Origin of the sequence: Spirosoma aureum (genome assembly GCF_011604685.1) — a bacterium.
Lineage (GTDB): Bacteria > Bacteroidota > Bacteroidia > Cytophagales > Spirosomataceae > Spirosoma > Spirosoma aureum.
Map to the genome: position 1 here is coordinate 224,138 of NZ_CP050063.1, position 25,694 is coordinate 249,831.

Annotated in this window: 20 protein-coding genes; 3 read left to right on the forward strand and 17 right to left on the reverse strand. The window is 46.5% G+C overall.

Annotation, left to right across the window (positions count from 1 at the left end):
• Positions 1-83 precede the first annotated feature (83 nt).
• The 3 genes from gatB (at position 84) to proC (ending at position 3,650) form a co-directional block, all read left to right on the forward strand.
• Positions 84-1,589 (forward strand): Asp-tRNA(Asn)/Glu-tRNA(Gln) amidotransferase subunit GatB, encoded by a 1,506-nt coding sequence (gatB, locus tag G8759_RS00945; protein WP_167204377.1) that lies wholly within the window; start codon positions 84-86, stop codon positions 1,587-1,589.
• On the forward strand, positions 1,586-2,719 hold the full coding sequence (locus tag G8759_RS00950; protein WP_167204379.1) for a TlpA disulfide reductase family protein: 1,134 nt from the start codon (positions 1,586-1,588) through the stop codon (positions 2,717-2,719). The genes gatB and G8759_RS00950 overlap by 4 nt, the downstream gene beginning before the upstream one ends.
• A gap of 127 nt (positions 2,720-2,846) precedes the next feature.
• A complete protein-coding gene (gene proC, locus G8759_RS00955) occupies positions 2,847-3,650 on the forward strand; it encodes a pyrroline-5-carboxylate reductase (protein WP_167204381.1) in 804 nt (267 codons plus the stop codon).
• A gap of 65 nt (positions 3,651-3,715) precedes the next feature.
• Here proC and purB read toward each other — a convergent pair whose 3' ends face one another.
• From purB to G8759_RS01040, 17 genes are all read right to left on the reverse strand, one after another.
• Complete coding sequence (gene purB / locus G8759_RS00960; protein ID WP_167204383.1) at positions 3,716-5,056, reverse strand: adenylosuccinate lyase; 1,341 nt, start codon at positions 5,054-5,056, stop codon at positions 3,716-3,718.
• A gap of 96 nt (positions 5,057-5,152) precedes the next feature.
• Positions 5,153-6,598, reverse strand: a complete 1,446-nt coding sequence (locus G8759_RS00965) for a DUF1207 domain-containing protein (RefSeq protein ID WP_167204385.1) — start codon at positions 6,596-6,598, stop codon at positions 5,153-5,155.
• Positions 6,599-6,664: 66 nt separating this feature from the next.
• Complete coding sequence (locus tag G8759_RS00970) at positions 6,665-8,026, reverse strand: dipeptidase (RefSeq protein WP_167204387.1); 1,362 nt, start codon at positions 8,024-8,026, stop codon at positions 6,665-6,667.
• A 139-nt stretch (positions 8,027-8,165) separates the two neighbouring features.
• Positions 8,166-8,822: a glycerol-3-phosphate 1-O-acyltransferase PlsY gene (plsY, locus tag G8759_RS00975; RefSeq protein ID WP_162388529.1), complete on the reverse strand. Its 657-nt coding sequence runs from the start codon at positions 8,820-8,822 to the stop codon at positions 8,166-8,168.
• Between the two features lie 160 nt (positions 8,823-8,982).
• Entirely contained in the window at positions 8,983-10,263 is a 1,281-nt protein-coding gene (locus tag G8759_RS00980; protein ID WP_167204389.1) for a M16 family metallopeptidase, read from the reverse strand.
• Positions 10,264-10,396: 133 nt separating this feature from the next.
• A complete protein-coding gene (gene porV / locus G8759_RS00985; RefSeq protein ID WP_167204391.1) occupies positions 10,397-11,647 on the reverse strand; it encodes a type IX secretion system outer membrane channel protein PorV in 1,251 nt (416 codons plus the stop codon).
• A gap of 113 nt (positions 11,648-11,760) precedes the next feature.
• Positions 11,761-15,207 (reverse strand): type IX secretion system sortase PorU, encoded by a 3,447-nt coding sequence (gene porU, locus G8759_RS00990; RefSeq protein WP_167204393.1) that lies wholly within the window; start codon positions 15,205-15,207, stop codon positions 11,761-11,763.
• Complete coding sequence (locus G8759_RS00995; RefSeq protein WP_167204395.1) at positions 15,204-15,818, reverse strand: SprT family zinc-dependent metalloprotease; 615 nt, start codon at positions 15,816-15,818, stop codon at positions 15,204-15,206. The genes porU and G8759_RS00995 overlap by 4 nt, the downstream gene beginning before the upstream one ends.
• Positions 15,819-15,882: 64 nt before the next feature.
• Positions 15,883-16,077, reverse strand: a complete 195-nt coding sequence (locus tag G8759_RS01000) for a PG1828 family lipoprotein (RefSeq protein ID WP_167204398.1) — start codon at positions 16,075-16,077, stop codon at positions 15,883-15,885.
• Positions 16,078-16,241: 164 nt separating this feature from the next.
• Positions 16,242-16,736 carry a GtrA family protein gene (locus tag G8759_RS01005; protein ID WP_167204400.1) on the reverse strand — a complete coding sequence of 165 codons (495 nt, stop codon included), beginning with the start codon at positions 16,734-16,736 and terminating at the stop codon, positions 16,242-16,244.
• Positions 16,737-16,872: 136 nt separating this feature from the next.
• Entirely contained in the window at positions 16,873-18,291 is a 1,419-nt protein-coding gene (locus G8759_RS01010; protein WP_167204402.1) for an NADH-quinone oxidoreductase subunit N, read from the reverse strand.
• 89 nt (positions 18,292-18,380) lie between these two features.
• Positions 18,381-19,859, reverse strand: a complete 1,479-nt coding sequence (locus G8759_RS01015) for a complex I subunit 4 family protein (RefSeq protein ID WP_167204404.1) — start codon at positions 19,857-19,859, stop codon at positions 18,381-18,383.
• 72 nt (positions 19,860-19,931) lie between these two features.
• A complete protein-coding gene (nuoL, locus tag G8759_RS01020; RefSeq protein ID WP_167204406.1) occupies positions 19,932-21,845 on the reverse strand; it encodes an NADH-quinone oxidoreductase subunit L in 1,914 nt (637 codons plus the stop codon).
• Between the two features lie 79 nt (positions 21,846-21,924).
• Complete coding sequence (nuoK, locus tag G8759_RS01025; protein WP_020597411.1) at positions 21,925-22,269, reverse strand: NADH-quinone oxidoreductase subunit NuoK; 345 nt, start codon at positions 22,267-22,269, stop codon at positions 21,925-21,927.
• Between the two features lie 160 nt (positions 22,270-22,429).
• The gene (locus G8759_RS01030) at positions 22,430-23,251 is read right to left on the reverse strand and encodes a 3'-5' exonuclease (protein ID WP_167204408.1); all 822 of its coding nucleotides are present in this window, start codon (positions 23,249-23,251) and stop codon (positions 22,430-22,432) included.
• A 104-nt stretch (positions 23,252-23,355) separates the two neighbouring features.
• The gene (locus tag G8759_RS01035; protein WP_167204410.1) at positions 23,356-24,936 is read right to left on the reverse strand and encodes an FAD-dependent oxidoreductase; all 1,581 of its coding nucleotides are present in this window, start codon (positions 24,934-24,936) and stop codon (positions 23,356-23,358) included.
• Between the two features lie 313 nt (positions 24,937-25,249).
• Positions 25,250-25,642 (reverse strand): ExbD/TolR family protein, encoded by a 393-nt coding sequence (locus G8759_RS01040; protein ID WP_162388541.1) that lies wholly within the window; start codon positions 25,640-25,642, stop codon positions 25,250-25,252.
• Between the last annotated feature and the right edge of the window lie 52 nt (positions 25,643-25,694).

The following is a 25,694-nucleotide window of genomic DNA, read 5'->3' on the forward strand; positions in this document are numbered from 1 at the left end:
TATACTCTAACTAATGAGGTAACTGTTATTCAGCCCTGCGTCCCTTTTCGCTATCTTTGCTATAAATCATATAGTTTCTGTCAATGGTAGCCGAAGCGAACTCTTCGCCGGAGGTGCTGGCGCAGCCAACCGAAGTCCGATACGAAGCCGTAATCGGGCTGGAAGTGCACTGCCAGCTACTTACCCAAAGCAAAATCTTTGCCGCCGACGCCAATGCGTTCGGTGCCGAACCAAATACGAATATCAGTGTCATTACACTTGGTCATCCTGGCACGCTCCCTAAATTGAATCGTAAGGCCGTTGAGTATGCCGTTCGTATAGGATTAGCCTGCGGTAGTGAGATTACACGCCATAATATCTTCGCCCGAAAAAATTATTTTTATCCTGATTTACCTAAAGGATACCAGCTTTCGCAGGACAAAGGCCCGATTTGTGTGGGTGGTGGTATTTTAGTGAAAGCAAAAGATCCTCAAACGGGGCAATCGTATCAAACAACAATTCAGTTACACCATATTCATCTTGAAGAAGACGCCGGTAAGTCCATTCACGATGGCGACGAGTGGGCAACACAGCTCGACTACAACCGCGCCGGAACTCCTCTCATTGAGATGGTTACCGACCCCTGTATTCGCACTGCCGATGAAGCAGGACAGTATCTGACCGAAGTTCGCCGGTTGGTGCGCTATCTGGACATTTGTGACGGGAACATGGAAGAGGGGTCCCTGCGGTGCGACGTCAATGTTTCCATACGGCCCAGGGGTGCGACTAATTTAGGTACGAAAGTTGAAGTAAAAAACCTGAACTCTATTCGGAACGTAATGCGCGCAGTCGATAGCGAATTTAAACGGCAGGTTGAGATTGTCGAGTCAGGTGGGCGAATTATTCAGGAAACCCGCACCTTCGACGCTTCTACTGGTTTAAGCTATGCCATGCGCGAAAAGGAAACGATGAACGATTATCGGTATTTTCCTGATCCTGACCTTACACCCGTGGTTATTTCGGATGCCTGGTTGGCCGATATTCAATCCAGAATGCCCATGCTTCCGGCTGAGCTTTACCAGAAGTTTACAACGCACTATGGCTTACCAGATTACGATGCGGCTCTTTTAACCGACTCGAAAGAACTGGCCGACTATTACGAAGCTGTTTGCAGGCATACATCCAACTACAAGGCAGCGTCGAACTGGATTATGGGGCCTGTCAAAAGCCAGCTCACCGAAAAAATGCTGCGTGATCGTCAATTCCCAATCTCGGCCGAACGACTGGCCTCCCTAATCGGATTGGTTGACAACGGCACTATCAGTCAAACGGCGGCCCAGCAAGTGCTTACTTTACTGATTGCACAACCCGATGCAATAGCGGAAGAGTTAGCCCAAACACATGGTTTGATTCAGAATCGCAATACAGATGCATTGCAATCGTTGGTAGAAGAAGTACTGACAGCCTGGCCCGACAAAGTAGCTCAATACCGTAAAGGCAAGAAGAATTTACTAGGGATGTTTGTGGGCGAAGTGATGAAAAAATCAAAAGGCTCTGCCGACCCTAAATTGGTGAATGAATTAGTAACGAAGACACTACAAACAACATGAAAAACCTGTTTTTGAGCGTAGCTGGCTTTTTAGTCATCGGTTTTGCGGCCAATGCACAAACGACAAAGCCCTTTACCGTAACTGGAAAGATTAAAAACTCACCTCCAGGAAGCTTTGTTTACCTGGAAGCCAACTCGCAGCCGACCCGCAAACTAGATTCTGCGAAAGTAGAAGCAGGAGCGTTTACGTTAAACGGCAAAGTAGCGGATGGCGGTGAAGTATTTGTACTGAATGTAGGCGGTGGTCAGAAACTGGCATTGCTTGTTGAAGGCGGAGAAACGCTTAACGTAACGGCTGATGGTTACCGTATGGATGCCAAAACCGGTCAGACGGGCAAAGCCACCATCACTGGCTCTAAAAACATGGAGTACTACGAGAAACTCTTGACGCTACGCACCGACATGGAAACCCGCGTGTCGAACTGGAACAAGCAGGTTGCAGCCGCTACTGAAAAGAAGGACAATAAGCGTATTGCCCAAATCGAACAGGAATATCAGAACGCCGAGCAGGAGGTTGTCAACAAAGTAAAGGCTATGCTTCCCGATATGGGAACATCCCTCGTATCGTTGTTTGCCTTGAATTTCATCAATATTGATAATGACTTCGCGACTTATGATGCCCTGGCACAGCGTTTTGAAAAAGAGAACCCCAACAGTCCTCACGCCAAATCACTAATTGGTCGGGTAGCCCGAATCAAAGGCGTTATGGTTGGTGCACAAGCTCCCGAAATTGCCCTTAGCGACACAACCGGCAACCCCATTCCATTGTCATCACTACGGGGCAAGTATGTTCTGCTTGATTTCTGGGCGTCTTGGTGCGGCCCTTGCCGCATGGAGAATCCGAACGTTGTGCGGATGTATAACAAGTTTAAAGACAAAGGTTTTGCCATCTACAGCGTTTCGCTCGATCAGACAAAAGGCAACTGGACCAAGGCAATCCGCAACGATAACCTCACCTGGACCCACGTTTCTGACTTAAAATATTGGCAATCGGCTGCGGCTCAACAATACGGCGTTCAGGCGATCCCGGCGACCTTTCTTTTGGATAAAGAAGGTAAAATCATTGCCAAGAACCTGCGGGGCGATGCTTTGGAGCAGAAACTTGAGGAAATCCTGAAAGGTGGTCAATAGGTTAAACACAAGTTATTAGTTTTGCAGGGTCAGGTTATTAACCTGGCCCTTTTTTTTTTGCTACCTGCCCAAAAGGCTGCTTCATCACTAGCTACCTTACTAATTCGTACACTCATTCATTAAAAAAATGAAAATTGCTATTGTTGGCTGCGGCAACATGGGGATGGCATTTGCCAAATCATTTCTACAATATGATCTGGTAAAAAAAGATGACCTGCTGCTGATCGAAAAAAGTACTGACCGTTCTGAAGCACTTAAAAATGAAAAAGCGGGCGTTGTGGTCGATACCATTGGGCCCCACGTTGGCCAGACTGATTTAGTGATCCTGTCGGTAAAGCCGCAGGATTTTAACAGCGTTTACGAAGCGCTCCGGGACGTTGTGCAGCCCAATCAGATCATTTTGTCGATCATGGCCGGTATCCCAATCGCTCAGATTCAGGAAAAGCTTGCCCATCCGCTGGTAGTACGTGCCATGCCAAATACGCCCGCTATGTTGGGAATGGGCATTACAGGCTTTACCGCGGCTAAAGAAGTCGATTTAGCCAGCCTCCGCCGGGTCGAAAATCTCATTAATGCCACAGGCCGGTCTATTTTTCTGGAAGATGAAGCCATGCTTGACGCCGTAACGGCCCTTAGCGGTAGTGGTCCTGCTTATTTTTATTACGTTGTGAAGGCAATGATTGAAGCCGGCAAACAAATGGGTTTTGATGATGCGGTTTCTGCTCTTTTGGTTAAACAGACTATGCTGGGCGCTTACCACCTCATTAATACAGCGGATAAGTCACTCGATGAACTCATTAAGGCTGTTGCTTCTAAAGGTGGCACTACCGAAGCCGCATTACGCACCTTTGAAGCCGGTGCGCTCAGTGATACACTAGTGGCAGGAATTAAAGCAGCACAAGTACGAGCAACGGAGTTGTCTAAAGGATAGAGCTTTAAATCGATAGTCTGGGTCGGATCAGGAAAATACCCTACTGCCGACCCAGACGAATGCTATTACAAACCCGTATAGCTGAACGGAGTTATAGCCCGCAATTCGGCTTTCACAGCGTCTGATATAGTCAATTCGTCGATAAATTCCCGAATTGTATCAGCCGTAATTTTCTGATTCGTACGGGTAAGTGCTTTCAACGCTTCATAAGGCTGCGGATAGCCCTCGCGTCGTAGAATTGTCTGTATTCCTTCCGCAACAACCGCCCAGTTATCATCGAGATCAGCGTGGATGGCGGCCGGATTGAGTTCAAGTTTATTTAGGCCTTTTAGTAGCGATTTCAGTGCGATAACCGAATGAGAAAACGGAACACCAAGGCTTCTTAGTACGGTTGAATCGGTCAAATCGCGTTGGAGCCGGGAGATAGGCAACTTACCGGAAAGATGCTCGAATAAGGCATTGGCAATGCCCAGATTCCCTTCCGAATTTTCAAAATCGATCGGATTGACTTTGTGAGGCATAGCAGAAGAACCAACTTCGCCCTCTTTCAGCTTCTGCTTGAAATAGTTCATGGACACGTAGGTCCAGATGTCACGGTCAAGATCGATCAGAATCGTATTTAGTCGCTTATAAGCATCGAGAGTAGCGGCCAGCATATCATAATGCTCGATCTGGGTCGTAAATTGGCTGCGTACCATACCCAGACTTTCCACAAATTGATCACCGAATTTCTTCCAGTCCTCGTTCGGATAAGCAACTGCGTGGGCGTTAAAATTTCCCGTCGCGCCACCAAACTTAGCTGCTGTTGGAATACCAGCCAGCAATTGTAGTTGTTTTTCAATACGTTCGACAAATACCAGCAATTCTTTCCCTAACCGGGTGGGCGACGCTGGTTGACCATGGGTTTTAGCCAGCATGGGGATATCTTTCCACTGCTCAGCTAACTGTTGCAGCCGAACGAATACGTCCCGATAAAGGGGCGTAATTTCGGTATTGAGAGCGTCGCTGAGTGATAACGGAATAGCTGTATTATTAATATCCTGCGAAGTCAGCCCAAAGTGTACAAACTCAAGATAAGGCTCTACCGGTGACCCTTTCAGTTTTTCTTTAATAAAGTACTCAACGGCTTTTACATCGTGATTGGTCGTCTTTTCGATGTCTTTGATGCGCAAAGCGTCTGCTTCTGTAAAGTTTTCATACAAAGCCCGGAGAATCGGAAACTGGGTGGGCTCAACACCCGCTAGCTGCGGAACTGGCCAGTTGCAAAGCGCGATAAAGTATTCGATTTCGATACGAACCCGGTAGTGAATGAGCCCATATTCCGAAAAATAAGGAGCCAGGCTTTCAACCTGGCGTCGGTAGCGACCGTCAACGGGCGATATGGCCGTTAATGCTGATAAATCCATACGGTAAAGCAAAATGCAAAGGTAACGCCAATAGCATTAGAACCTCCCGAAAGTTCTAATTTTCGGGAGGTTCTAATGCTATTGGCGTTAGGTCAATCAAAAAGGATTCAGGTAAAGCCCAATACCTAACCAATTCGTCTGCTGAGACTCATACTGGCTATAGGGACGAAAGCCAGAATAACCTTCGAGTAAAAATGTCAGGTTATTTTGTGTCCGCCCTACCTCTAAGCCAATGCCTGCGTGAATACCCGGCCGGAAGTCTGTTTGTTGCCAGAACTTTATATCAACACCACCGACCAGACGTGCAGCCTTTTCGGATGGCTTTTTATAGAAAGCTCCAAGCTGGGCGCTCAACAGTTTTCGCTCTTCCGTTTTTCGTAGTACAATACCAGCACCAGCATACAACCGCCAGTTGTTCGCATTCCGGCTGTAAGTAGCATCGAGCTGTTCGTAATTTACCGAGTTAGGCGACGGGGCCGTTATTTTGTTTCGGTAGATATAATCGTCACCCAGGTGCGAAGAGATGTGGTAAACCCGGAAACGATAATTATTGGCTCCACGCCGAACATTGTAGATAATGCTGATCTTATAATCATTATTCATGATTTGCCGACGCGCTTTATTCAGCTTATCGTCATGAAAGGCTTCAAACTGTGTAAATGAAGCCAGATCAAGTACCCATTCGGTCGATCGACCAGGCTCTGGTGTCCGGCGGTAGAATGCTTTGGCAAATCCGAAGGCAAATGGAACAATACTTCCTTTATATTTTTCACCATCCGTGTAATACAAAGGCAATACACTACCATACGTCTGCGCTTCGAGTGGATCGAGCAAAATTGGCTCAAACAGGTGACCTTTCGGCAAAAACTCCCGACGCGGTCTTACTAACGATGGCTCACTGATTTCAGTTGATACAGCAACAGAATCGACATGCTTAATGGCAGGCTTACGTTCCCGCTTTGGCCGTTGAGGCTTAGCAACTTTCTGGGGCGCTTCCACAGGCGCTGTTTCGACAGGCGGGGGAGTAACAGGCACAGGCACTGGTGTCGGCTCTACTGGCTGAACCTCCTTAGCGGGAGCAGCAGGAGCAGGCTTCTCCTGTGCTTCTTTTTTGCGCTGCGCCCGTTTCTCTTTTCGTGTCGGTTCTACAACAGCCGGAGTAGTCGTTGGAGCTGGTGTTGGCGTAACTGGCTCGGTAACTGGAGGGGCTACAGGTTGCGTACTAGCGGGTGTGGGTTCGGGCTTCGATTTAGCCGTTTCTCTTTCCTGCTGTTGGCGCTCTTTCTCAGCTTTCCTAGCTTGTTTCTGCCGTTCTTTTTCAGCCTGTTTAGCTTCGTATTCACGCTGCTTTTGCGCCCACTCGGCCCGAATCTGACGTTCGCGCTGGACTTCGCGATCTATTTTTTCTTTCTGCCGCTGTTCAGCCGGGGTTAATGTTCGGGAGGCTGGAGCCGTTGTTTTCGCTGGCGTAGTGGGTTGCTGGGCAAAAGCCAATGTTCCTACCTGAACACTCAATAGGAAGGCTAGTAGCACTTTCTTCATAGAATCGGAACAAGTTAATACCGGCGCGGTCAGTAAAGAACCGCGCCGGGTAAAGCAGGATTATGATTAGTGCTTAAGTTCTGCGTAATTTTTATAGAAATATGGAATGGTTTCTATTCCCTTATAAAAATTGAATAAGCCATAGCTTTCATTCGGGGAATGAAGTGCGTCGCTATCCAAGCCGAAACCCATCAGAATAGACTTAACGCCGAGTTCCTGTTCAAATAATGCAACAATGGGGATACTGCCCCCACCCCGTGTTGGAATTGGTTTCTTGCCCCATGCGTCTTCAAAAGCCTTACTGGCCGCTTCAAATTCAATTGAATCGACGGGCGTTACATAAGGCAAACCACCGTGATGAGGAGTTACTTTGACCGATACGCTGGCAGGTGCAATCGCAGTGAAGTGCTTTGTGAATATTTCCGTGATCTCATCCGGTGTCTGATTAGGCACCAGCCTCATACTGATCTTCGCTGATGCTTTCGACGGCAATACCGTCTTAGCACCTTCACCCGTGTATCCTCCCCAAATCCCGTTCACATCGAGCGTTGGTCGAATCGACGTGCGTTCGTTGGTCGAATAGCCAGTCTCTCCTGCCACATCATTTATACCCAGATCCTGTTTATACTCATCTAAATTGAAGGGAGCTTTGGCTAGCTCCGTGCGTTCGGACTCACTCAGATCCACGACTTTATCATAAAAACCGGGAATTGTGATACGGCCGTTTTCGTCATGGAGCGACGCAATCATTTCACACAGAACATTTACCGGGTTGGCCACACCACCGCCATAAACACCCGAGTGCAAATCGCGATTGGGGCCAGTTACTTCAACCTCTACGTAAGAAAGGCCACGAAGTCCCATTTCAAGCGAGGGTGTCTCATTTGAAATAATGCTGGTATCCGAAATTAGGATAACATCTGCTTTGAGCATGTCGCGATGCTCGGCCACAAACGTACCAAGGTGATCTGAACCAACTTCTTCTTCCCCTTCAATCATCACTTTTACATTGCATGGTAGCCCATCGGTAGCGATCATGGCTTCAATGGCTTTCACATGCATGTAAAATTGCCCTTTGTCATCGCATGCACCCCGTGCATAAATCCGTTCGTTACGAATGGTGGGCTCAAATGGTGGCGACAACCAAAGTTCATACGGATCAGCGGGCTGAACATCGTAATGGCCATAGACCAGAACAGTTGGGCGGTCAGGATCGACAATCTTTTCGGCATAAACAACCGGATGTCCGGGTGTTTCGTATAAGCTTGCCTTGTCAAGTCCGGCTGCGGTTAATTTTTCTCTGACAAACTCGGCCGCTCGCCGAACATCTCCTTTGAAGTTCGAATCAGCCGAAACCGAGGGAATACGCAGCAGTTCCAGGAGTTCATCCAGAAACCGTTGTTTGTTAGCGTCAAGGTAAGTAGTCATAGCAGGCTATTGGCTGTATGATCGTGGGTGTATGGCTTTTACTGAATACACATTAGATCATACGTAAAAAAGTTTGCCCCGAAGTTAAGCACATTTTGCGCAACCTCGGGGCCTTCCGTATAGTCAGTAAATAGGTTTCTTATTCTTCACGCTTTTTCCGCAAACGGATCAGCACAGTTCGGTTTTCCTGACCGCGCATTAATCGGCCAATATTTTTCTGATGTGTTAAAACAACCATCAGAAAGACAACAAAGCCAAAAACAATGAGTAATGGGCTCTCTTTTTCGCCAAAAACGCGCAGCAATAGCAGCACTGGAAAGGCCAGGGCCGCTAAAATAGAGCCTAGCGAAACATACTGGGAGGCTATGACAACCAATAGAAAAATACCGATACAGACTAAAGCCATTTCGGGATGGATGGCCAGTACCATGCCCAATAACGAGGCAACTCCTTTGCCGCCTTTAAAATCAGCGAAAACTGGGTAAAGATGGCCGATTACGGCAACCAGCCCAAACACAATTTCAAAGGTCATTATCTCATTGTGCGTAATCACATCGAAATGCCATAGCAGATTGGCCATGATCGCTGCCGTATAGCCTTTCAAGACATCAACCAGCATTACAATCGTGCCAGCTCGTTTACCCAGTACTCTAAATGTATTTGTTGCACCAGCATTCCCGCTACCATGCTGACGAATGTCAATACCAAAAAATCCTTGCCCATACCATACAGCCGTTGGAATCGACCCGAGCAAATACGCTACTATTGTGGTAATACTAATTAATAAAACGTTCATTAACGCGAATTTAGTAAACGGTTGTTAGTAAAGCGGACAAGAGACGAGAAGTGCGCGGTGAGTTAAAGCAATGTGACCCCAAAATTAGGTGATTGTTATGGATTCAACAACTTTACGTTATTTATAACATTTTAGTTACTAAATAAATTTCTAAATGGTCCTATTTTCCTCCGACCACAACTTCCCGTAAACTGCCTTCAGCCAGGTATTTGCTTGCTGTCGACATAATATCCTCCTGTGTTACTGACCGCAGCTTTTCTATATAGGTCGTCAGGAAATCAGCCGGCATGCCATCCAGCAAAATAACCTTAAAGCGGTCGGCAATTTCGAAGGGCGTGTTAAGCGAACCCACGAATTCCCCGGCCATAAAATTCTTTACGGTTTCTAGCTCTTCCTGTGGAACAGGCTCCGTCTGCAAAATCCGGATTTCTTTCTGGATTTCGTCCAGCGTCTGTTGCGTATTCTCTTTATTGACATCCGTCCCGATCAGGAAATAACCATCCCGCCGGAACGATGGCATATTCGATGAAATACCGTATGTAAAGCCCTTTTCTTCCCGAATGTTTTTCATAAGCCGGGAGCCAAAATAACCACCCAACAGCTCGTTTGTTACAAGCATCTTGAAAAAATCGGGATGAGATCGGGTAAAAAGCCTTCTGCCTAATCGAATCGATGACTGAACACTGTCTGCCTTTTCTGACAATACGGGCAGGCCATCGTCGGCAATAGCCTCTGCGCCAAACGCTGGCACAACTTCGTCATAAATAGGTAACTGGCCCAGCTCACGATTGATCATAATAATCTCATTCTCGGATACTTCGCCAGCCAGCAAAAGCTTATAGGGACGGTTACGAATTACGCGCTCGTAAAAATCGACGATGTTCTGCCGGGTGAGGTGTTCTATGGCATCAGGGCGCTGACTACGCCCATACGGATGCTGCTGGCCAAACAGTTTCTCCCGAAAGAGTACACCAGCGAGATAGGCATTCTTTTCGTAATTAACCCGAAGATTCTGAAGCGTGATATTACGGAGATCGTCTAATTCTTTCTGCGGAAATGTAGGCTCTGTTAGTAATTCGCGAAGAATTGGCAGAACATTGGGCAGAAACTTCGTCAGGCAATAAACCACTATACTTGCCCGATCAGGCCCGCTATTCAGTTCCAGAAAGGCTCCATAGCGGTCGAGATATTCGCTGATTTGAGCCGACGAACGACCAGGCGTTCCTTCAGCCAGCATTTTTAGTGCGAAAAATGACGTTCCTGGCACTTGCTCATACCACGTACCGGCTTCAATAATACACTCTATTCTCAACACAGGCTGGTGAGAAACGGCGATCAGGTGAAGTGGAATGCCATTGTCCAGTTTATGCGTCTGAACAGCCGGAAGCCGTACTTCCTGAATTACCTGAAAAGCTGGTGATTGTGTTCTATCGAGTACCATTTGATTTATGCTATAAAGAAAATGGCATCTCAGCTCGAAATGCCATTTCTAATTGACGGTATTTAAATTGATTTACTAGTCTCCAATTAACTTAGTTCAATAACCAGTACAGTTATCCAAAAATTAATGGCATCTAGTTATTGGTATCATTACTTAAAGGCTCATCGTCTTCGGAGCCTACTGCATTCGAGCCGTTGAAGTTAAAAAGAAGCGAAATACGGAATGTATTGGCTAACGGATTCCCCTGTTTGACAGGTAGGAGATAAGAGAAATCGACGCCGAATCGTTCTTGCAAGCGTAGGCCAATACCTGTTGTAAAGTATTTCCGGCCACCCTTTGTATTCGATTCGCCAAAATAACCGGCCCGAACAGCAAACTGCTCATTATACCAATACTCGACACCTGTCGAAATGGTAAACTCTCTGAGTTCTTCACTGAAACCACCCGGCGCATCAGCAAATGAGCCAAATACAGCACTGAAATAATTTCGGTCAGGGTCCTGACCTTTGGCAATCTGATATTTCGTAGGGCTGCTTCCAGCAATCGGGATCAGGTTACCATTGGCATCCCGTGCGTATTCGGGTGGTGTTGGAACCATCAGCTTGTTCACATCGGCAACGATGTTAAACTTGTTATACTGATCGACATAATACGTTAGAGCTGTTCCCAAACGCAAATTTGTTGGAATGAAATAGCGTTCCTGACCTCCATAATTGATACGCCCACCGAGATTAGAAAGCATACCCCCAAAAGCCCAGCCAAGGCCTCTGCCAGTTGCATTATCGCGCGCTTCGTTCCGATAAAAGGCGCTAATATCAGCAGCAGCCGTTCCACCTGGCTTTAAGCCCGGATTAGAAGAACCAGAGGCAAGATTCGAGTTTAAGTACTTCAAATCGACGCCTAGTGAAAAATTCTGAGACAGGCGTTGCGAAAACGTTGCCGTAACTGCATACTCCCGCGAATTAAACGTACCCGCTGCAACACCGGTTGCGGTTGTGAAATTCACTGTCCCCAGGTCGAAATACATAAGGGAACCGCCAACAACCGAGTTTTTGCCAATTTTAGAATAACCGGATAAATAGGTGTAATACATATCACCAATTAATTCACGGAGCCAGGGTGTATAGGAAATAGACGCCCCTTTCGACTGTTTGGCAAAAACTAATTTGGATGGATTCCAGAAAATAGCATTTGCATCAGGATCGCCCAAAGCCACTCCTGCTTCACCCAATGCGCCCGAGCGGGCATCTGGCGTAAAATTCAGGAAGGGGACTGCCGATGTAGGGATGCCTAGATTCTGTCCTGCTAGATTGGATTGTGAAAAAACGACGAAGGGAAAAAAACTGCAAACGCCGAGAAGAACACGGAAAAAGTTGCGCTTCATACAAAGTGTGTTGGTCAACAACAGCGACTGGTTATAGTGAATAGGGCAGTCCTGAGCGGTCAAAATTACACGATTCGTTGGATTAGAAAAAACGGGTTACCTTAACCCGGCAATCATTTTAGTAAAATTAATCGGCCACTCCCATCAATCACCGAGCCATCGGCCGCTGATTGCATGTGTATTCTGAAAATATATAGTCCATTCGGTGCTGTTTGACCGGCATCGGTCAATCCATACCATGTACCTATTTCGAGTTTAGACGGACAGTCGCTGCACTGGCCTTTCTGTTGACTAAACAATCGGCCATTCAGATCAAAAATCTGCAACATCCAGTCAAGTGGTTCACCGGGCCGATTATGTTCAACAGTTATAGTCGAATGTGTTGTTATCGGGTTTGGGCTGGCTTGTAGTACACCAAGACCCAACGCTGGTTTGCCGGAGACTACTATGCTCAACGTATCTTCTGTTGAATTATTGTTTATATCCCATGCTTTTGCCCGGACTATATAAGCTCCCGGAGTGACATCACGGAAAGTATAAACGGCTTCTCCCTGTTTCCCATCATTACCAACAGCAACATAAACATCATTCAGAATTACTGGCGCCTGATCATTGAGTTGAACGGTCAGCTCGTGCCCTAAACCAGCACGAGCGGTATTAATTCCCTGATTATCGCGTAAACCGACATGCAGAGTTACATCGGGGCCTGCTACATGAATCTGTTCACCTTCGGCAATGCCACCCTCAATACTCAATTGCAAAACAGGTGGCTGTGTATCAAGACTATCGACAATCAGGCTACCACCTACCCGTAAGCTATCATAACTTCCGGAAGCATCAAACAAACTATCGTTCCGAACCGCATAGGCGTATAATTTAGCCAGCCCAACAGTATAGTCAATGTCTTTGGGCATGACAAAGCGAACGGTAAACTGGCCATTCTGCACAACTGCCTGTCCAGCAAATAACGTGCTAGTATACGCCTTATAATTCATTTTAGCACTTTCTGTGCCAAGTGTTGTCTGCGTTGTTGATTTATCATAAAGTGTGAGTCGAAGTGTACCGGTAAAATCCGTCAGTCGCTGCCCATGCTGCTGAATTTCGCCGGATAATTCAACTGTTTCTAACGCATGCAATGTATCTGGCTTACTTGAACTCACAGCATGGCCATTTACTTTTGTTAGCATAACCTGAGCCTGAGGATAAGCCAGACGCATGGATGGGTCGCCCAATAAAGCAAAATTACGGTTCACTGGTCCCACTAAGCTATCATTTTTTGTAAGCCTCATAACGTCGCCAAGTCGGGGCATCTGTCCATTGACCGGCGCAAAAACCGCCTTATAAAATGATTTATTCAGTACCAGATTCGTATTGGCATACACTGGGCGAGTGGTCGTCAATAATGCGATGGCTCCCCCAAGCCGGCTCAGTAGGGCTAATTCAGCACCTGAATTGCTACCAGGATCATCGTATCGACCAAACTGGCAGGTAGCCGTTACAAATAAGGGTAGCCGACGATTTTTCCAGGATAAAATATCCTGAAGCGTAACAACCTGTTCATCAGCCAGCGTTTCTGTTCCCCCATGACCACTATAATTAATAATTAGCCTTCCGTCGGCAATACCCCGATTGATTAATTGATTGACAATTGGAGATTTCTGGCCGTTTGATGTAGATTCCTGCGGATATGCATCCAGGAAAATACGCTCGGGCCGATAGGAAGGATCTTTTGATTCTACGGTTGTAGCTAACGAGTTGGCGTCCTGCTGATGGATGTTATAGTCACCATCGTCGGCCACAAACATCACCCGTGTTTGCCAGTCACCGACGAGCGATGGATCGGAACTATAACGAATTAATTTATCGACAACCGTTTTCGCTTCGTCCGCTGATTTTACTGGCAGGCGGCCCACGCCAATATCCATTTTGTAATCGCCCTTATCGGTTTCAGGCCATTCGCCTTCAGATATATCCATGAAACCGAAATAATCATCTGACGAGTAACTCAAAACAGGATGCAACGACTCATAACTCTCATAAACGGGTATTGTATTGGCTAATTGAGTTGGACTGAGTTGTTGATTTATGTTCCGGTAATCGAAGGTGGCATCACCGAACAATAGTAGGTAACGGAGCTGATTAGGTTGCTTCTGATAAAAAAAACGAGCAGCATCCCGAATGGCCGTTGGATCGCCTTGTCCAGAGCCAAATTCATTGTAAATCTGCTGTATCGTGACGACCTCTACGGCCAGCCGATCATGTTCGCGTCGAAACGTTGCCAGTCGCTCGGCTTCATCGCGCCAGGCTGTCGCTGTAATAATTAATAAATTAGGTGTTGATAAACCCTTTACATTTTGATTCGCTACAGCTGCAAGCGAAACGGGTGTAAGCAGTTGATTATCCGTGAACAAAAAATAATCTGCCCGATCTGTTGCAGTCCATCGGGCCTCTGCTGTAGTCGATAATGTGTAGGCTTGCGTTAACGGAATTAAAGGATTCTTTATATTCCAGATTCGCAACCCAGCTGTAGCCTGACGAATGACGCATTGTCCCGGATCTAATCGACGTACCCAAATCGGCTTATCATATTGCCGCAACTCGCGTCGGGTCTGAACGCCTAAATAGTTCAGGTAACCTTGCGCGAACGACTGTCCATTTTTCTGAAATGTAAGGGCAATTTGTACTGGACTGGCAACAGAAGCCGGTTTAACGAAAAAGGTATCAGTTCGGATAATACCCTGATAGTCATATTCATACCCTGATATACTTGACACAAACTGAGTGCCCACAGTTTGGCCGTTCAATTGTAATCGAAACTGCGTTGGCGACAGTGCACCAGCTACTACAGACGATGTCAATCGAACAGGCGTTTGCCCTACCACCCCCTGCATATCGAAGGATATATTCTTTATGGTATCATTGGTCATGTACTCTCCTAACCACTCGCGGCCCGAATGCACTGCGGGTACTTTCAATAAATCCTGCTCATGAAACTGGTAATCGTCAAAAACGGTGACCGAAGGTGTTGTAGTCAATGTACCCGCCGGACGTTCCGCAATGCGTAGTCCTGGCGTATTACCAATGGTTAAAAAATAAAATGTTGTATCAGAATAGGAGTTAAGCTGATGGTTGAACCGTCTGGCCAACGAATCATAGCGAATAGCGTGGGGGCTCTGGCCAAAGAATAACATCGCATCTCCCGAATCAAACTTACCATCGGCTTCTCCGATTACCTGAATCGCATTTTCGGTCAGATCAGCCGCTCGGGATGTTGCATTCGGTTGTGGTAATACTGCTCCTCCATTCCCATAAAGCCTTAACTTACGTGGGTCGGCAGTAGCGAAAGCGGGATTAAATCGAGCCAATGTTGCCTGATCCAATCGATAAACGCCAGATTCTGTTACGCCGATTTTTATCCATACTCCTTCTTTAAGCACAGACTGTGCTCTGGCGTGAACTACAGCTAACGAACAATAAATAATGATGAGACTTATCACCTTTATGCAGGGCAGATAAGCTGGCTTTACAGCGCATCCAATCATATATTTATCAGTATTCATTTTCCATTCGTTTCCACCCAGGCATGTGCTAAAATGGCATATGACTTACCTGTCGACACCTCTTTACAAACGATACGAGTCCGGCGTAACGTACCCCGAACGAACGTCTTTTTATCAAATTGAAATGCTTCACCTTCTGGCACATCGCGCAGAAGTATGCGGCCCGGCTCAGCGGGACTGCTGTATTTCGTATCTTCCTTTCGCAAAGCCAGCATTAAAGCAGGGTTTGCATAGGTTGTTGCTGCCGGCCTGACCATGTATCGCTGAAGTGGAAGAAGAATGTCGGCTGGAAAAACTGCCTCGGTTAGGAGCGGTTGCATGAGACGCTGAAAGGCTGTTTGCCAGGCTTTTCCGTGTGGTTGAACACGCCGTCTGTACGTACGATTCACATCGGCATGAGCAACTTCATGCACATATGTAATCAGAAAAGCATATGGATTCAGATTAGCATTAACGGTAATTTGAGTCTTACCGTCCGGGAAAGCGCGAAAATCGCCCAGACGTGTTCGCCGTGGATTTACAACCCGAAAATAGAATTCATATTGCTGCCAAAGCTGTCGACAATAAATGTCGGTTCCCAGTGGGAAATAGGATGTGAATACGTCTGTCAAGATCTAAAACAAAAAAGCCTTATAAAAATAAGGCTTTTTTGTTTTCTGTTGGGAAGCAAACTGATTACTTCGCGCTGTCAGAAACCGCTGTAGCAGCAGAATCAACAACAGTCGTTGCCGAATCCGTAGCCATCGTGGTGGTGTCTGTAGATAAGGTAGCCGTTGAATCGGTAGTAGATTCTTCTGTTTTAGGTTTGCTCTGACAAGCAGCGAAAGTCAGCATGCTGCCGACGAACAGTAAAGCGAATATTTTTTTCATTGCCCTTTGGTGGTATTTTAAGGTTTGCGGTGGCAAATATACCTTTTTTCTTAATAGTGCAAACGTTACCTTATTATTTTACAATAAAGAGCTTTGCGTCTAAGAAAAATCCACTAACAAATAAAACGAATCGAAGATGTGATTGAAGTAGGCGAACCCGGTCGTTAAAACTGCTCTTCGTTTTCCCGAGGTGACCGCGAACGCAGTTTATCATACATTCCTGTACTGCGGAATGTGAGAAGTTTATGTCCAAAATAATTAGCCATAAAGCTCATGCCCATACCAACCACGTGTGAGCCTTTTTCACGCCAAAGTTTTGAGGCCGTAGGAAAGAGCGGATTAGCAACCCATTCGAGCGTGTATTTGGCTACATAGACCTGAACAATGAGGGCGACTAGGGCAATAACTAAAAATTTGACGGCTTCGCGGCCTGTGTTCCCTGTTTTCCCCGCCGAAAACGCATACCGTTTGGTGGGAATAAAGGTCAGAACTGTAGCTGTTAGATACCCGCAAAGTACGCTGGTAGCGTAATCGAAATAGTTGCGATAAAAAATTTGGCTGACGAAGTTGATGGACGCACCCAGCAAAGCCGTTAGAAAGAACGAGAAAATATCCTTAAATTCTTTAGGTTTTGTCTGGTTAATGCTGCTCACGTTCACGTTTTACCTGAGAAGAGACGCTCTATTTATCGATCAATTTATCACCCAATTCCTCAAAAGTACAATTTAGATGTCAAACGCCTATATAATCCAGTCTTATTACTTAGGCTATGGTTGGAAATCTATTTCTCACTAACTAAAAGAGACCTTGTAACAAACCAGGTGCAATTCCTAAACCTAATGTCAGAATAGTAGCCGCCAGCAGCACGTATCGGTAAAATGGGGCAACCCGAATTGGTTCAAGAGCACCTTCCCGAAAGTACATGGCAATGATTACGCGGAAGTAATAATAAATACCAACAGCTGACATCAGTACTGCAACGACCAATAACCAGATTTGCCCCCGCTCAACGGCCGTTGAAAACATGTAGAATTTCCCCCAGAAGCCAGCTGTCAGCGGGATTCCAGCCAGCGAAAGCATTGAGACTGCCATGGCAAAGCCTAATAATGGATTTTTTCTGGCCAGTCCATTAAACGCATCAAAATTTTCGCTGGTGACACCATCACTAGCGCCTTCACTGGAAAATGTTTGGGTACTACGCTGCTGTGCAACTAACAGAAGAACGCCGAACGCGGAAATGGTAGCCACCGAATACGCCAGCGAATAAAATACGATGGCTTGCTTGGTTTGTGCACCTAATGCTGCCAGGCCAATCAGTAAGTAGCCCGCATGAGAGATGCTGGAATAAGCCATCATTCGTTTGAAGCTATTCTGATAAGCTGCCGTGATATTACCAATGACGAGTGTTATTGCTGTAATAATGGCCAAAATGACCCACCAGAAGCTATATACACCCTCAAATGAAACAGACAGTAACCGAAATAGGGCGGCAAAACCGGCTGTCTTAACAACCGTCGACATGAATGCCGTGAAGATTGTGGGAGCTCCATCATATACGTCGGGGGTCCAGAAATGGAACGGTGCCGCCGAAACTTTAAACAGCAGGCCAATCAACAGCATGAGTAGGCCCACGTAAATGAGCAGCGATAGACCTGCCTGTGGATTAGCCGTGTAGGAATCGAGGCCAGCTAATGTAAATGAACCTGTAGCGCCATAAAGCAATGCCATTCCGAAAAGCATAATGCCCGTAGCAAAAGCCCCCATCAGGAAATATTTCAGCGCTGCCTCATTCGATCGCAGATTTCGTTTGTCGCTTCCTGTCAGTACATACATGGCAACCGAGAGGATTTCGACACCAACAAACAGCATAATCAGGTTCTCGAAGCTGACCATCATGATCGCGCCAACCAGCGAGAATAGTATTAAAGCATAATATTCAGCGGGTTGCGCTGATTCATCTTCAATAAAGCTACTTGATAAAGCCACCACCATAAACGCTGATCCCAGCACAATAGCTGTAAAGATCATGGACAGGTTATTGGTCCTCAACATGTCGTTGAAGTACAAGTACGACTTGTTCCAGTCGAGAAAATTGGCAGCTAGCGTAATCAGCAGAAAAAGTAATGCAGCTGGTAATAATACAGCCTTCGACTTCAGGAAGCCAAGGAATAACAGCACAATACCAAAAACTGATAACAGAACGATGGGAAGCATAATTTTTGAGTTTTCCGTTTTCCGTTAGTCGATTTTCAGTTGCTTCTGCTTGCTACCGTCAAACTGACCAAAGGGAAACTTTTTCAAACTTATTTCATTGATACCGCTGTGGTTCCGATGTATTTCATCAGGTTAGCAACGGCTGGTTCAGTTACTTTTAAAAATGTATGTGGGTATATGCCAATCCAGAAAACCATAATAACCAGCGGAACAAATACCCAGCTTTCGGAACTGGTTAGATCAGCAAAGGATTCGGTACGGGATGATGTGGGCCCAAACATGCTCTTCTGGAACATCCGGAGCATATAGACTGCCCCAAAAATGATCGTAAAGCCAGCCGCCAGACCCAGGTAGTGGTTATAGGTGAAAACACCATGCAGCAACAGAAACTCACCGATGAATCCGTTAGTAAGCGGCAAGGCGACACTCCCCAACAGCATAATCATGAAATAAACGGTCAGCTTAGGGGTTGTTTGCGTAATGCCGCCTAATTGGTCGAGCTGGCGGGTGTTGGTGCGCGAGAAAATAATGTCGGCAACAAAGAACATTCCTACCACATTTATACCGTGTGCCAGCATTTGTACTAATGCCCCCTGCATCCCTGTTTCGGTTTGTGAGAATACACCCGCGGCCATCAAGCCAACGTGTGAGAACGACGAGTACGCAATCAGCCGCTTCATATCGCGCTGGCGAATGGCAATAATAGAGCCGTAAATAATGCCAATTACCGACAGAATAATTGCCGTTTTTCCCCACGTTTCAACACCAAGCGGCACGATAGGCAGAATGAATCGGATTAATCCATAAACCCCCATTTTCAGCATGATTCCGGCAAGTAACATGGTTGCTGGGGTCGGCGATTCAACGTATGTATCAGGTTGCCAGGTATGAAAGGGGAATACAGGCATCTTGATCGCAAAGGCGATAAAAAACGCCCAGAACACCCAGTTTTGAGCTTCGGGAGTCAGCTTAAGTTTATAGAAATCAGTGATAGCAGCCGAATGCGGAATGAGGCCGGTAGCCGGTGTTTGGTAATACAGATATACCAGAGCAACCAGCATAAATAAACTACCAAAAATGGTGTATACGAAGAATTTAAAGGTAACCGGAATCCGATTTTCTCCCCCCCACATAGCCGCCAGAAAGTAAATTGGTATCAGGGCTGCTTCGAAAAACAAGTAAAACAAAAAGCCATCGCGAGCGGTGAAAACACCTACCAGCGCAGCCTGCATATAAAGCATCAACGCATAGAACGTACTTGGCCGGTCGTAACTGCGATTGAATGTAGACAGTATGATAAAGGGTAGTAGTAGCCCTGTCAGCAACACCAGCAGAACACTTATGCCATCAATTCCAGCACTAAACCGAATGCCTAGCGTACCAAGCCAGGGATAATCGAAGCCAAATTGAGAGGTGGCATCCGGCTGAAAACTAAAAAAAGCAAAGCCAGCCAAAACTAATTCAACCAGCGCAGCCACTAAAGCCGCTTGTTTTACCCGTTCTCCCCGAAACAACAGAATCAATGTGGCCGCAAGGGCGGGGTAAAGGATTAAAAATAGTGTAAGCATTTTTTAAACAAGTTTTCAGTTTTCGGTTAAGCGATAAAATGCAACACCGGAATCTGGATACCGTATATCGTTCTAGAACCGAATAAAAAACCGTAGGGCAAAAATGGCGGCAATGCTAAGCACCATCGCAAATACGTAGAAACCAATCGAGCCATTTTGCAGGAGTCGCAGTTGAGCTGAACTTTGCCGAACCAGCCACGCTACACCATTGACAACGCCGTCAATAATTCCTTCGCCAAAACTATATAAGGTGTCACCCAGGCCACGAATTGGCCGAATAATGATAGCCTCGTATAATTCGTCTACGTAATATTTGTTATAAACGACCTGTTCGGGCAACGACCGGTCGGCGGTTTCAGGAGCAGGAACCGCTCCGCGGCTAATATACATCACATAAGCGATGACCAGAGCCACCAGAGCCACACCCGCCGAAACGGCCATGAGAATGTATTCCGTTGTGTGTTCAATGGTCGATTCAGCGAACGCTTCGGGGTTTACCTGACGTGATCCTTCAAACAAAGGAGCCATGAAATCGCCTAACCAACCTGAGCCCGGTAAATTTAAAACTCCACCAATGGCTGACAGGATTGCCAGCACAACCAGTGGCGCAGTTATCGTTGCGGGTGATTCATGAAGGTGGTGCCGCTGTTCTTCCGTTCCCCGGAATTCACCAAAGAAGGTCAGGAACAGCAACCGGAACATATAAAAAGAAGTCAGACCGGACCCAATTACACCGAGCACCCACAAAAGTTTGTTGTGTTCGAAAACATGCGCCAGAATTTCATCTTTCGAGAAGAACCCGGCAAATGGAGGTAAACCCGAAATAGCAATCGTTCCGATTAAGAACGTAATAAATGTTATGGGCAACGATTTCCGTAAGCCACCCATTTTTCGAATGTCCTGTTCATCGGACATCGCGTGGATAACGCTACCAGCCCCGAGGAATAGCAAGGCTTTGAAGAATGCGTGCGTAATGACGTGAAACATGCCCGCGGTATAGGCTGTTGCACTTAAACCAAGGAACATGTAGCCCAACTGCGAAACAGTCGAGTAAGCCAGTACCTTCTTGATATCGTTTTGTAATAAGCCGATCGAAGCCGCCAGTAATGCAGTGGCGATGGCGATGATTCCAACAATTTCCAGGGTAAGCGGTGCCAGCGTGTAAAGTACATTCGAGCGAACAACCATATAAATACCAGCTGTCACCATCGTGGCTGCGTGAATCAGTGCCGATACCGGCGTTGGGCCAGCCATAGCGTCGGGCAGCCAGGTATAGAGCGGAATCTGAGCCGATTTACCCATTGCGCCAACAAATAGCAGCATGGTAATCAGAAGAATCGTTTTATCGCCGATCTCTAAGCTCGTAGCCTGCTTAAAAATGTCAAGATATTCAACTGTGCCAAACGTATTAATGAGCATGAATATACCCAGCAGAAAGCCCAGATCCCCAATACGGTTCATGACAAAAGCTTTCCGGGCCGCATTGTTATAGCTGGTGTTTTTGTTCCAGAAGCCAATGAGCAGATACGAACACAGTCCAACTCCCTCCCAGCCAATAAACATAATGACGTAGTTGGAGCCCATTACCAGCAAGAGCATGAAGAATATGAACAGATTCAGGAAGGCCATGAATTTGCCAAATCCTTCATCATGGCTCATATAGCCAATACTATACAAGTGAATAAGCGTTCCAACACCCGTTACGACCAGCAGCATCAATAAAGACAACTGGTCGATCTGGAACGAGAAATTGATATGCAGATCGCCAACGCTGATCCAATCGAAAAGCGTTGCAACGATGGTTTGGCTGTTACCCGTCTGGAAGGCTCCGAACAGATAAATTGATGTCAAAAAAGAAGCTAATACGGCAACCGTAGCCAGGCCCCCGGCCAGGCCCTTAGGTACTCGACGAAAGCCAACGCCATTGATCAGAAAACCGATCAGCGGGAAAAGCGGAATTAACGCACAGAGTAATTCTATTTGCATGAAATTGTTTGACGTTTACGGTTTGCAATTACGGCCTACGGTCCTATTCAGCCCGCAAACCGTGAACTGAAAACTTATTTCACCATTTCAACTTATTAAGCAGCCCAACGTCGATCGATCGGGTATTGCGATAAATCATGACAATAATAGCCAGCCCGACCGATACTTCGGCGGCCGCCACAGCCATGATGAAAAAGACGAATACCTGCCCCGCAGAGTCGGAACGATAGGACGAAAATGCGATGAGCAATAAGTTGACGGCATTAAGCATCAACTCGATCGACATGAAGATGATAATGGCGTTGCGTCGGGTCAATACGCCGATGATGCCGATGACAAACAGCGCTGTGCTGAGAATCAGGTAATACGTGAGCGGTATCTGCTGAATGACTTCCGGAATGAGGACGTCCTGCGTGGGTTGCATGGCTTGCCGGTTAATAGAAAGTGCCGCAAATGTAAAGATTATTCGGGCTTGCTCAAATTTGGTTGATTAAGGTAGATAGGGAATTCGGGTAATTAATAAAGCTTTAACCTTAATCCGGGCATTTATTTTCAGCTCCGGGTTGCTCTACCTACCCAATTATCTATTTCCTTCCGTTACCATTACTAAACATCCGTAGTCGAATTTCGGTCAGCCGGCGTTTCGTATCGAGCGGAAACTCACCCTTTAACATCCAGTCATAAAACGAGGGTTCTTTCTTCAGCACGTCCAACACAGGAAACCCTTTATGTTTACCAAAATTAAAAACTTCTTCGCCTTTTTCGTTGATAACGATCCGACCAGCCAGATCAACGTTTTTGTTGGCAGTCAGACTGTGTAGCATGTCAACATCGTTTTCAAAAACGACATCCTGACCGCTATCGGTTTTGGCGACCATGCCATGATAGCGCTGCACCTGTGCATTGAGTACTTCAAGCGATGCAATCGTATCAGCTTCAGCGCCGTGTGCACCCACCAATTCTTTGTTACAATAAAATCGATAGGCGGCCGAAAGATTACGCGGCTCCATCAGATGAAAAATACGCTGGGCATCGATCATCCGCCGGTTTTTCATATCAAAATCGACATTTGCCCGCAAAAATTCTTCGACCAGAAGGGGAACGTCGAAACGATTACTGTTGAAACCTGCCAGATCGCAGCCATCCATAAACTGGGCAAGCGTACGCGCAACCGATTTAAAGGGAGGAGCATCGATCACATCATCATCATAGATACCATGAATCATGCTGGACTCCAATGGTATGGGCATACCCGGATTGACGCGCTGATTTTTGCTGGAAACCTCACCATTGGGCAATGCTTTAATGATGCAAATGTCAATGATACGGTCTTTAGCGACGTTTATGCCGGTTGTTTCGAGATCGAAAAAGGCCAGCGGTTTTTTGAGTACAAGTTGATGCGTCATAACCAAACCGAGTATTTAGCACGGTCAGGACACAAAGGTAAAACGTTTGGCGGACAAGTTATGCCACCCATATAGGTTAAAGCATGACTTGGCTTAAATTCAGTTTAGGCTTTTTTCAGTTCGTCGACCCAGTTTATACCTTGCCGAACATCCTCAACCGAAGGCATTCGCCCGGCATGCAACAGTTCCCGAATGGCAATAATGTCCTGATCACGCTTGAGTCCGGCAGCGGCTTTTATCTGATCATTCAGAACATACAATGCCAGAAACGCTTCGTCTGTTTCAGGGTCTCCGTCGTAGATAATAGCATCGAAATGATCCGCATGGCCAACGTAATTGATTCGTTTCCCCTGCTGATTTGTCCAGAAAAAAGGGATAGATGAATAGGACTGCTCTTTCCCTGCCATATTCATTCCAGCAGTATATCCTTGTAAACCAGCCACTTTCCAGTGCTCAATCCGCTGCGTACCATCTGTTATGGGATAATGAGCGATGTCGCCAGCCGCATAGAGTCCATCAGCCAGTTTTAGATAATTATCAGTTTTAACACCTCCGTCTTTTTCGCGTGGAATGGCCTTCAAAAAGTCCGTATTCGGTTTTACTCCCAATCCCAGCAAGACAAAGTCAGCCGAAAGGCGTTGGCCATTATCAAGCAAAACCGCATTAACCGCACCGCTACCTTCCAGGCGATCTATTTTGCGTCCTAAATGAAATCGAATACCTTCTTTTTCGTGCCAGCCCTGCATCAGCCGACCAATTTTTTCGCCTACTATTTTTGCAAATGGCACGTCATCCATACCAACAACGTCTACATCACTACCCAGTTTTCGTAAACTCATCGCGCCTTCTAATCCGATAAAGGAACTCCCCACAATAACAACCCGCTTTCCCTGCTGACCCATTTCACGCAGTTTTTGGCTATCGTGCAGGCTACGCAATGTATAAACTCCTTTCAATTCGGGATCTAGCCCTGGCAATGGATTGGGCTTACCGCCCGAGCAAATCAATGCCTTATCATACGTAAGGGTCTCTCCAGAAGCCAGTTCAATTTGCCGGGTGGTGGCATCAAGCGACGTTACGTGTTGATTGGTACGAATATCAATGCCATAATCCTTATAGAACTCATCCGAACGGAGTGGCATCCATTCATCGGGAGCCTTTCCCTGCAAGTAATCTTTTGAGCAATTAGGCCGGTCATAAGGCGCTTCCTGGCTGGCAGTGAGCATCACGATTTTACCGATAAAACCGCCTTCCCGCAAGCCCTCTACCGCAAATGCCCCGGCTCCTCCCCCACCAACGATGACATAGGTTTCTTCAGTAGACGGATCAGGTGCAACCATCGGATTTTCAAGACTTTCCTTATCAGTCGTTAGCCGCACGAACACCTGACCACCCTCAATGCGCACTTCATGCGTAGGTAGACCATTCAGAGCTGGCGCTTCGAGTCGGTGCCCATTTCTGACATCAAAGCAGGCATTATGCCAGGGGCAAATGAGCCGGTGGCCATTGAGTAGCCCTTTCGCCAAAGGAGCCTGATAATGAGCACATTTAGGATGAAGCGCGTAGAATTGTCCATCAGCGCGAGCTAATAACACGTCGGTATCACCAACGCGAACTTCTTTTAGTTGACCATCGACAAGATCATCAACGCGGCAAACGGCGGCTTCGGTGTAGTCAGCAATCATAATCAGCAAGGATGAATGAGTTTGTGCTATAAACTACAAAGCAGGACAGATTGATTGCTGACACTGGGCCAATTTACAAATCAAGCTGTCGGTTAAGTCGTAAAAAGCGTTTAAGCTCGCCCCTTGGTAGAGAAACTTCCGGCGTTAAGGAATTAGGCCTTTGTCTTCGATCCATGCCACGGTTACTGATCCTGTTAACCGTGGCATGGATCGAAGACAAAGGCCAAGAATTCGCCTTGACAATCAATTAAAAAGCCGATGTAGCAAGTACATCGGCTTTTTAATTGTTATAACCGTTATATATCGTTTCAGACTACTTCGAGGTAGCCATAACCATCTTAATATTCAGTTTAGCACCCGTTTGGAGCACATCGACTAAATCCTGAACCGTCAATGTTTTATCAAAACGCACAACAACGGTCGGTTCGGCAATACCGGCCATGATGGTTTTCAGTTCTGTTTCCAGATTGGCCGGATCGACTGGTTTTTTATCGATGTAATATTGCTTTTTCTCGTCTACCGACAGCGTTACCTGCTTCTTGCTCAACTGCTGCGTCGACGCAGCCTTGGGCAACAGGAGTTTTATAACGTTCGGATTTGCTACCGTCGAAATGATCAGGAAGAACAACAACAGGAAAAACATGATGTCGTTCAGCGAAGACGTTGCAACTTCGGCAGCAAACTTAGTTTTTCTTCTGATTTTCATAGAAAGAACTGGCTATTAGACAGTAGATACGCTAGCAACTGGCCCGGTGACC

Bases quoted from the DNA above. Each gene is read 5' to 3' on its own strand.
- porV (WP_167204391.1), bottom strand. From the start codon at position 11,647: ATGAAGCGCAACTTTTTCCGTGTTCTTCTCGGCGTTTGCAGTTTTTTT.
- G8759_RS01015 (WP_167204404.1), bottom strand. From the start codon at position 19,859: ATGCTTACACTATTTTTAATCCTTTACCCCGCCCTTGCGGCCACATTG.
- nuoK (WP_020597411.1), bottom strand. From the start codon at position 22,269: ATGCAACCCACGCAGGACGTCCTCATTCCGGAAGTCATTCAGCAGATA.
- G8759_RS00950 (WP_167204379.1), top strand. From the start codon at position 1,586: ATGAAAAACCTGTTTTTGAGCGTAGCTGGCTTTTTAGTCATCGGTTTT.
- plsY (WP_162388529.1), bottom strand. From the start codon at position 8,822: ATGAACGTTTTATTAATTAGTATTACCACAATAGTAGCGTATTTGCTC.
- porU (WP_167204393.1), bottom strand. From the start codon at position 15,207: ATGAATACTGATAAATATATGATTGGATGCGCTGTAAAGCCAGCTTAT.
- gatB (WP_167204377.1), top strand. From the start codon at position 84: ATGGTAGCCGAAGCGAACTCTTCGCCGGAGGTGCTGGCGCAGCCAACC.
- G8759_RS01010 (WP_167204402.1), bottom strand. From the start codon at position 18,291: ATGCTTCCCATCGTTCTGTTATCAGTTTTTGGTATTGTGCTGTTATTC.
- G8759_RS01040 (WP_162388541.1), bottom strand. From the start codon at position 25,642: ATGAAAATCAGAAGAAAAACTAAGTTTGCTGCCGAAGTTGCAACGTCT.
- nuoL (WP_167204406.1), bottom strand. From the start codon at position 21,845: ATGCAAATAGAATTACTCTGTGCGTTAATTCCGCTTTTCCCGCTGATC.
- G8759_RS00965 (WP_167204385.1), bottom strand. From the start codon at position 6,598: ATGAAGAAAGTGCTACTAGCCTTCCTATTGAGTGTTCAGGTAGGAACA.
- G8759_RS00980 (WP_167204389.1), bottom strand. From the start codon at position 10,263: ATGGTACTCGATAGAACACAATCACCAGCTTTTCAGGTAATTCAGGAA.
- G8759_RS01000 (WP_167204398.1), bottom strand. From the start codon at position 16,077: ATGAAAAAAATATTCGCTTTACTGTTCGTCGGCAGCATGCTGACTTTC.
- G8759_RS01035 (WP_167204410.1), bottom strand. From the start codon at position 24,936: ATGATTGCTGACTACACCGAAGCCGCCGTTTGCCGCGTTGATGATCTT.
- G8759_RS01030 (WP_167204408.1), bottom strand. From the start codon at position 23,251: ATGACGCATCAACTTGTACTCAAAAAACCGCTGGCCTTTTTCGATCTC.
- purB (WP_167204383.1), bottom strand. From the start codon at position 5,056: ATGGATTTATCAGCATTAACGGCCATATCGCCCGTTGACGGTCGCTAC.
- proC (WP_167204381.1), top strand. From the start codon at position 2,847: ATGAAAATTGCTATTGTTGGCTGCGGCAACATGGGGATGGCATTTGCC.
- G8759_RS00970 (WP_167204387.1), bottom strand. From the start codon at position 8,026: ATGACTACTTACCTTGACGCTAACAAACAACGGTTTCTGGATGAACTC.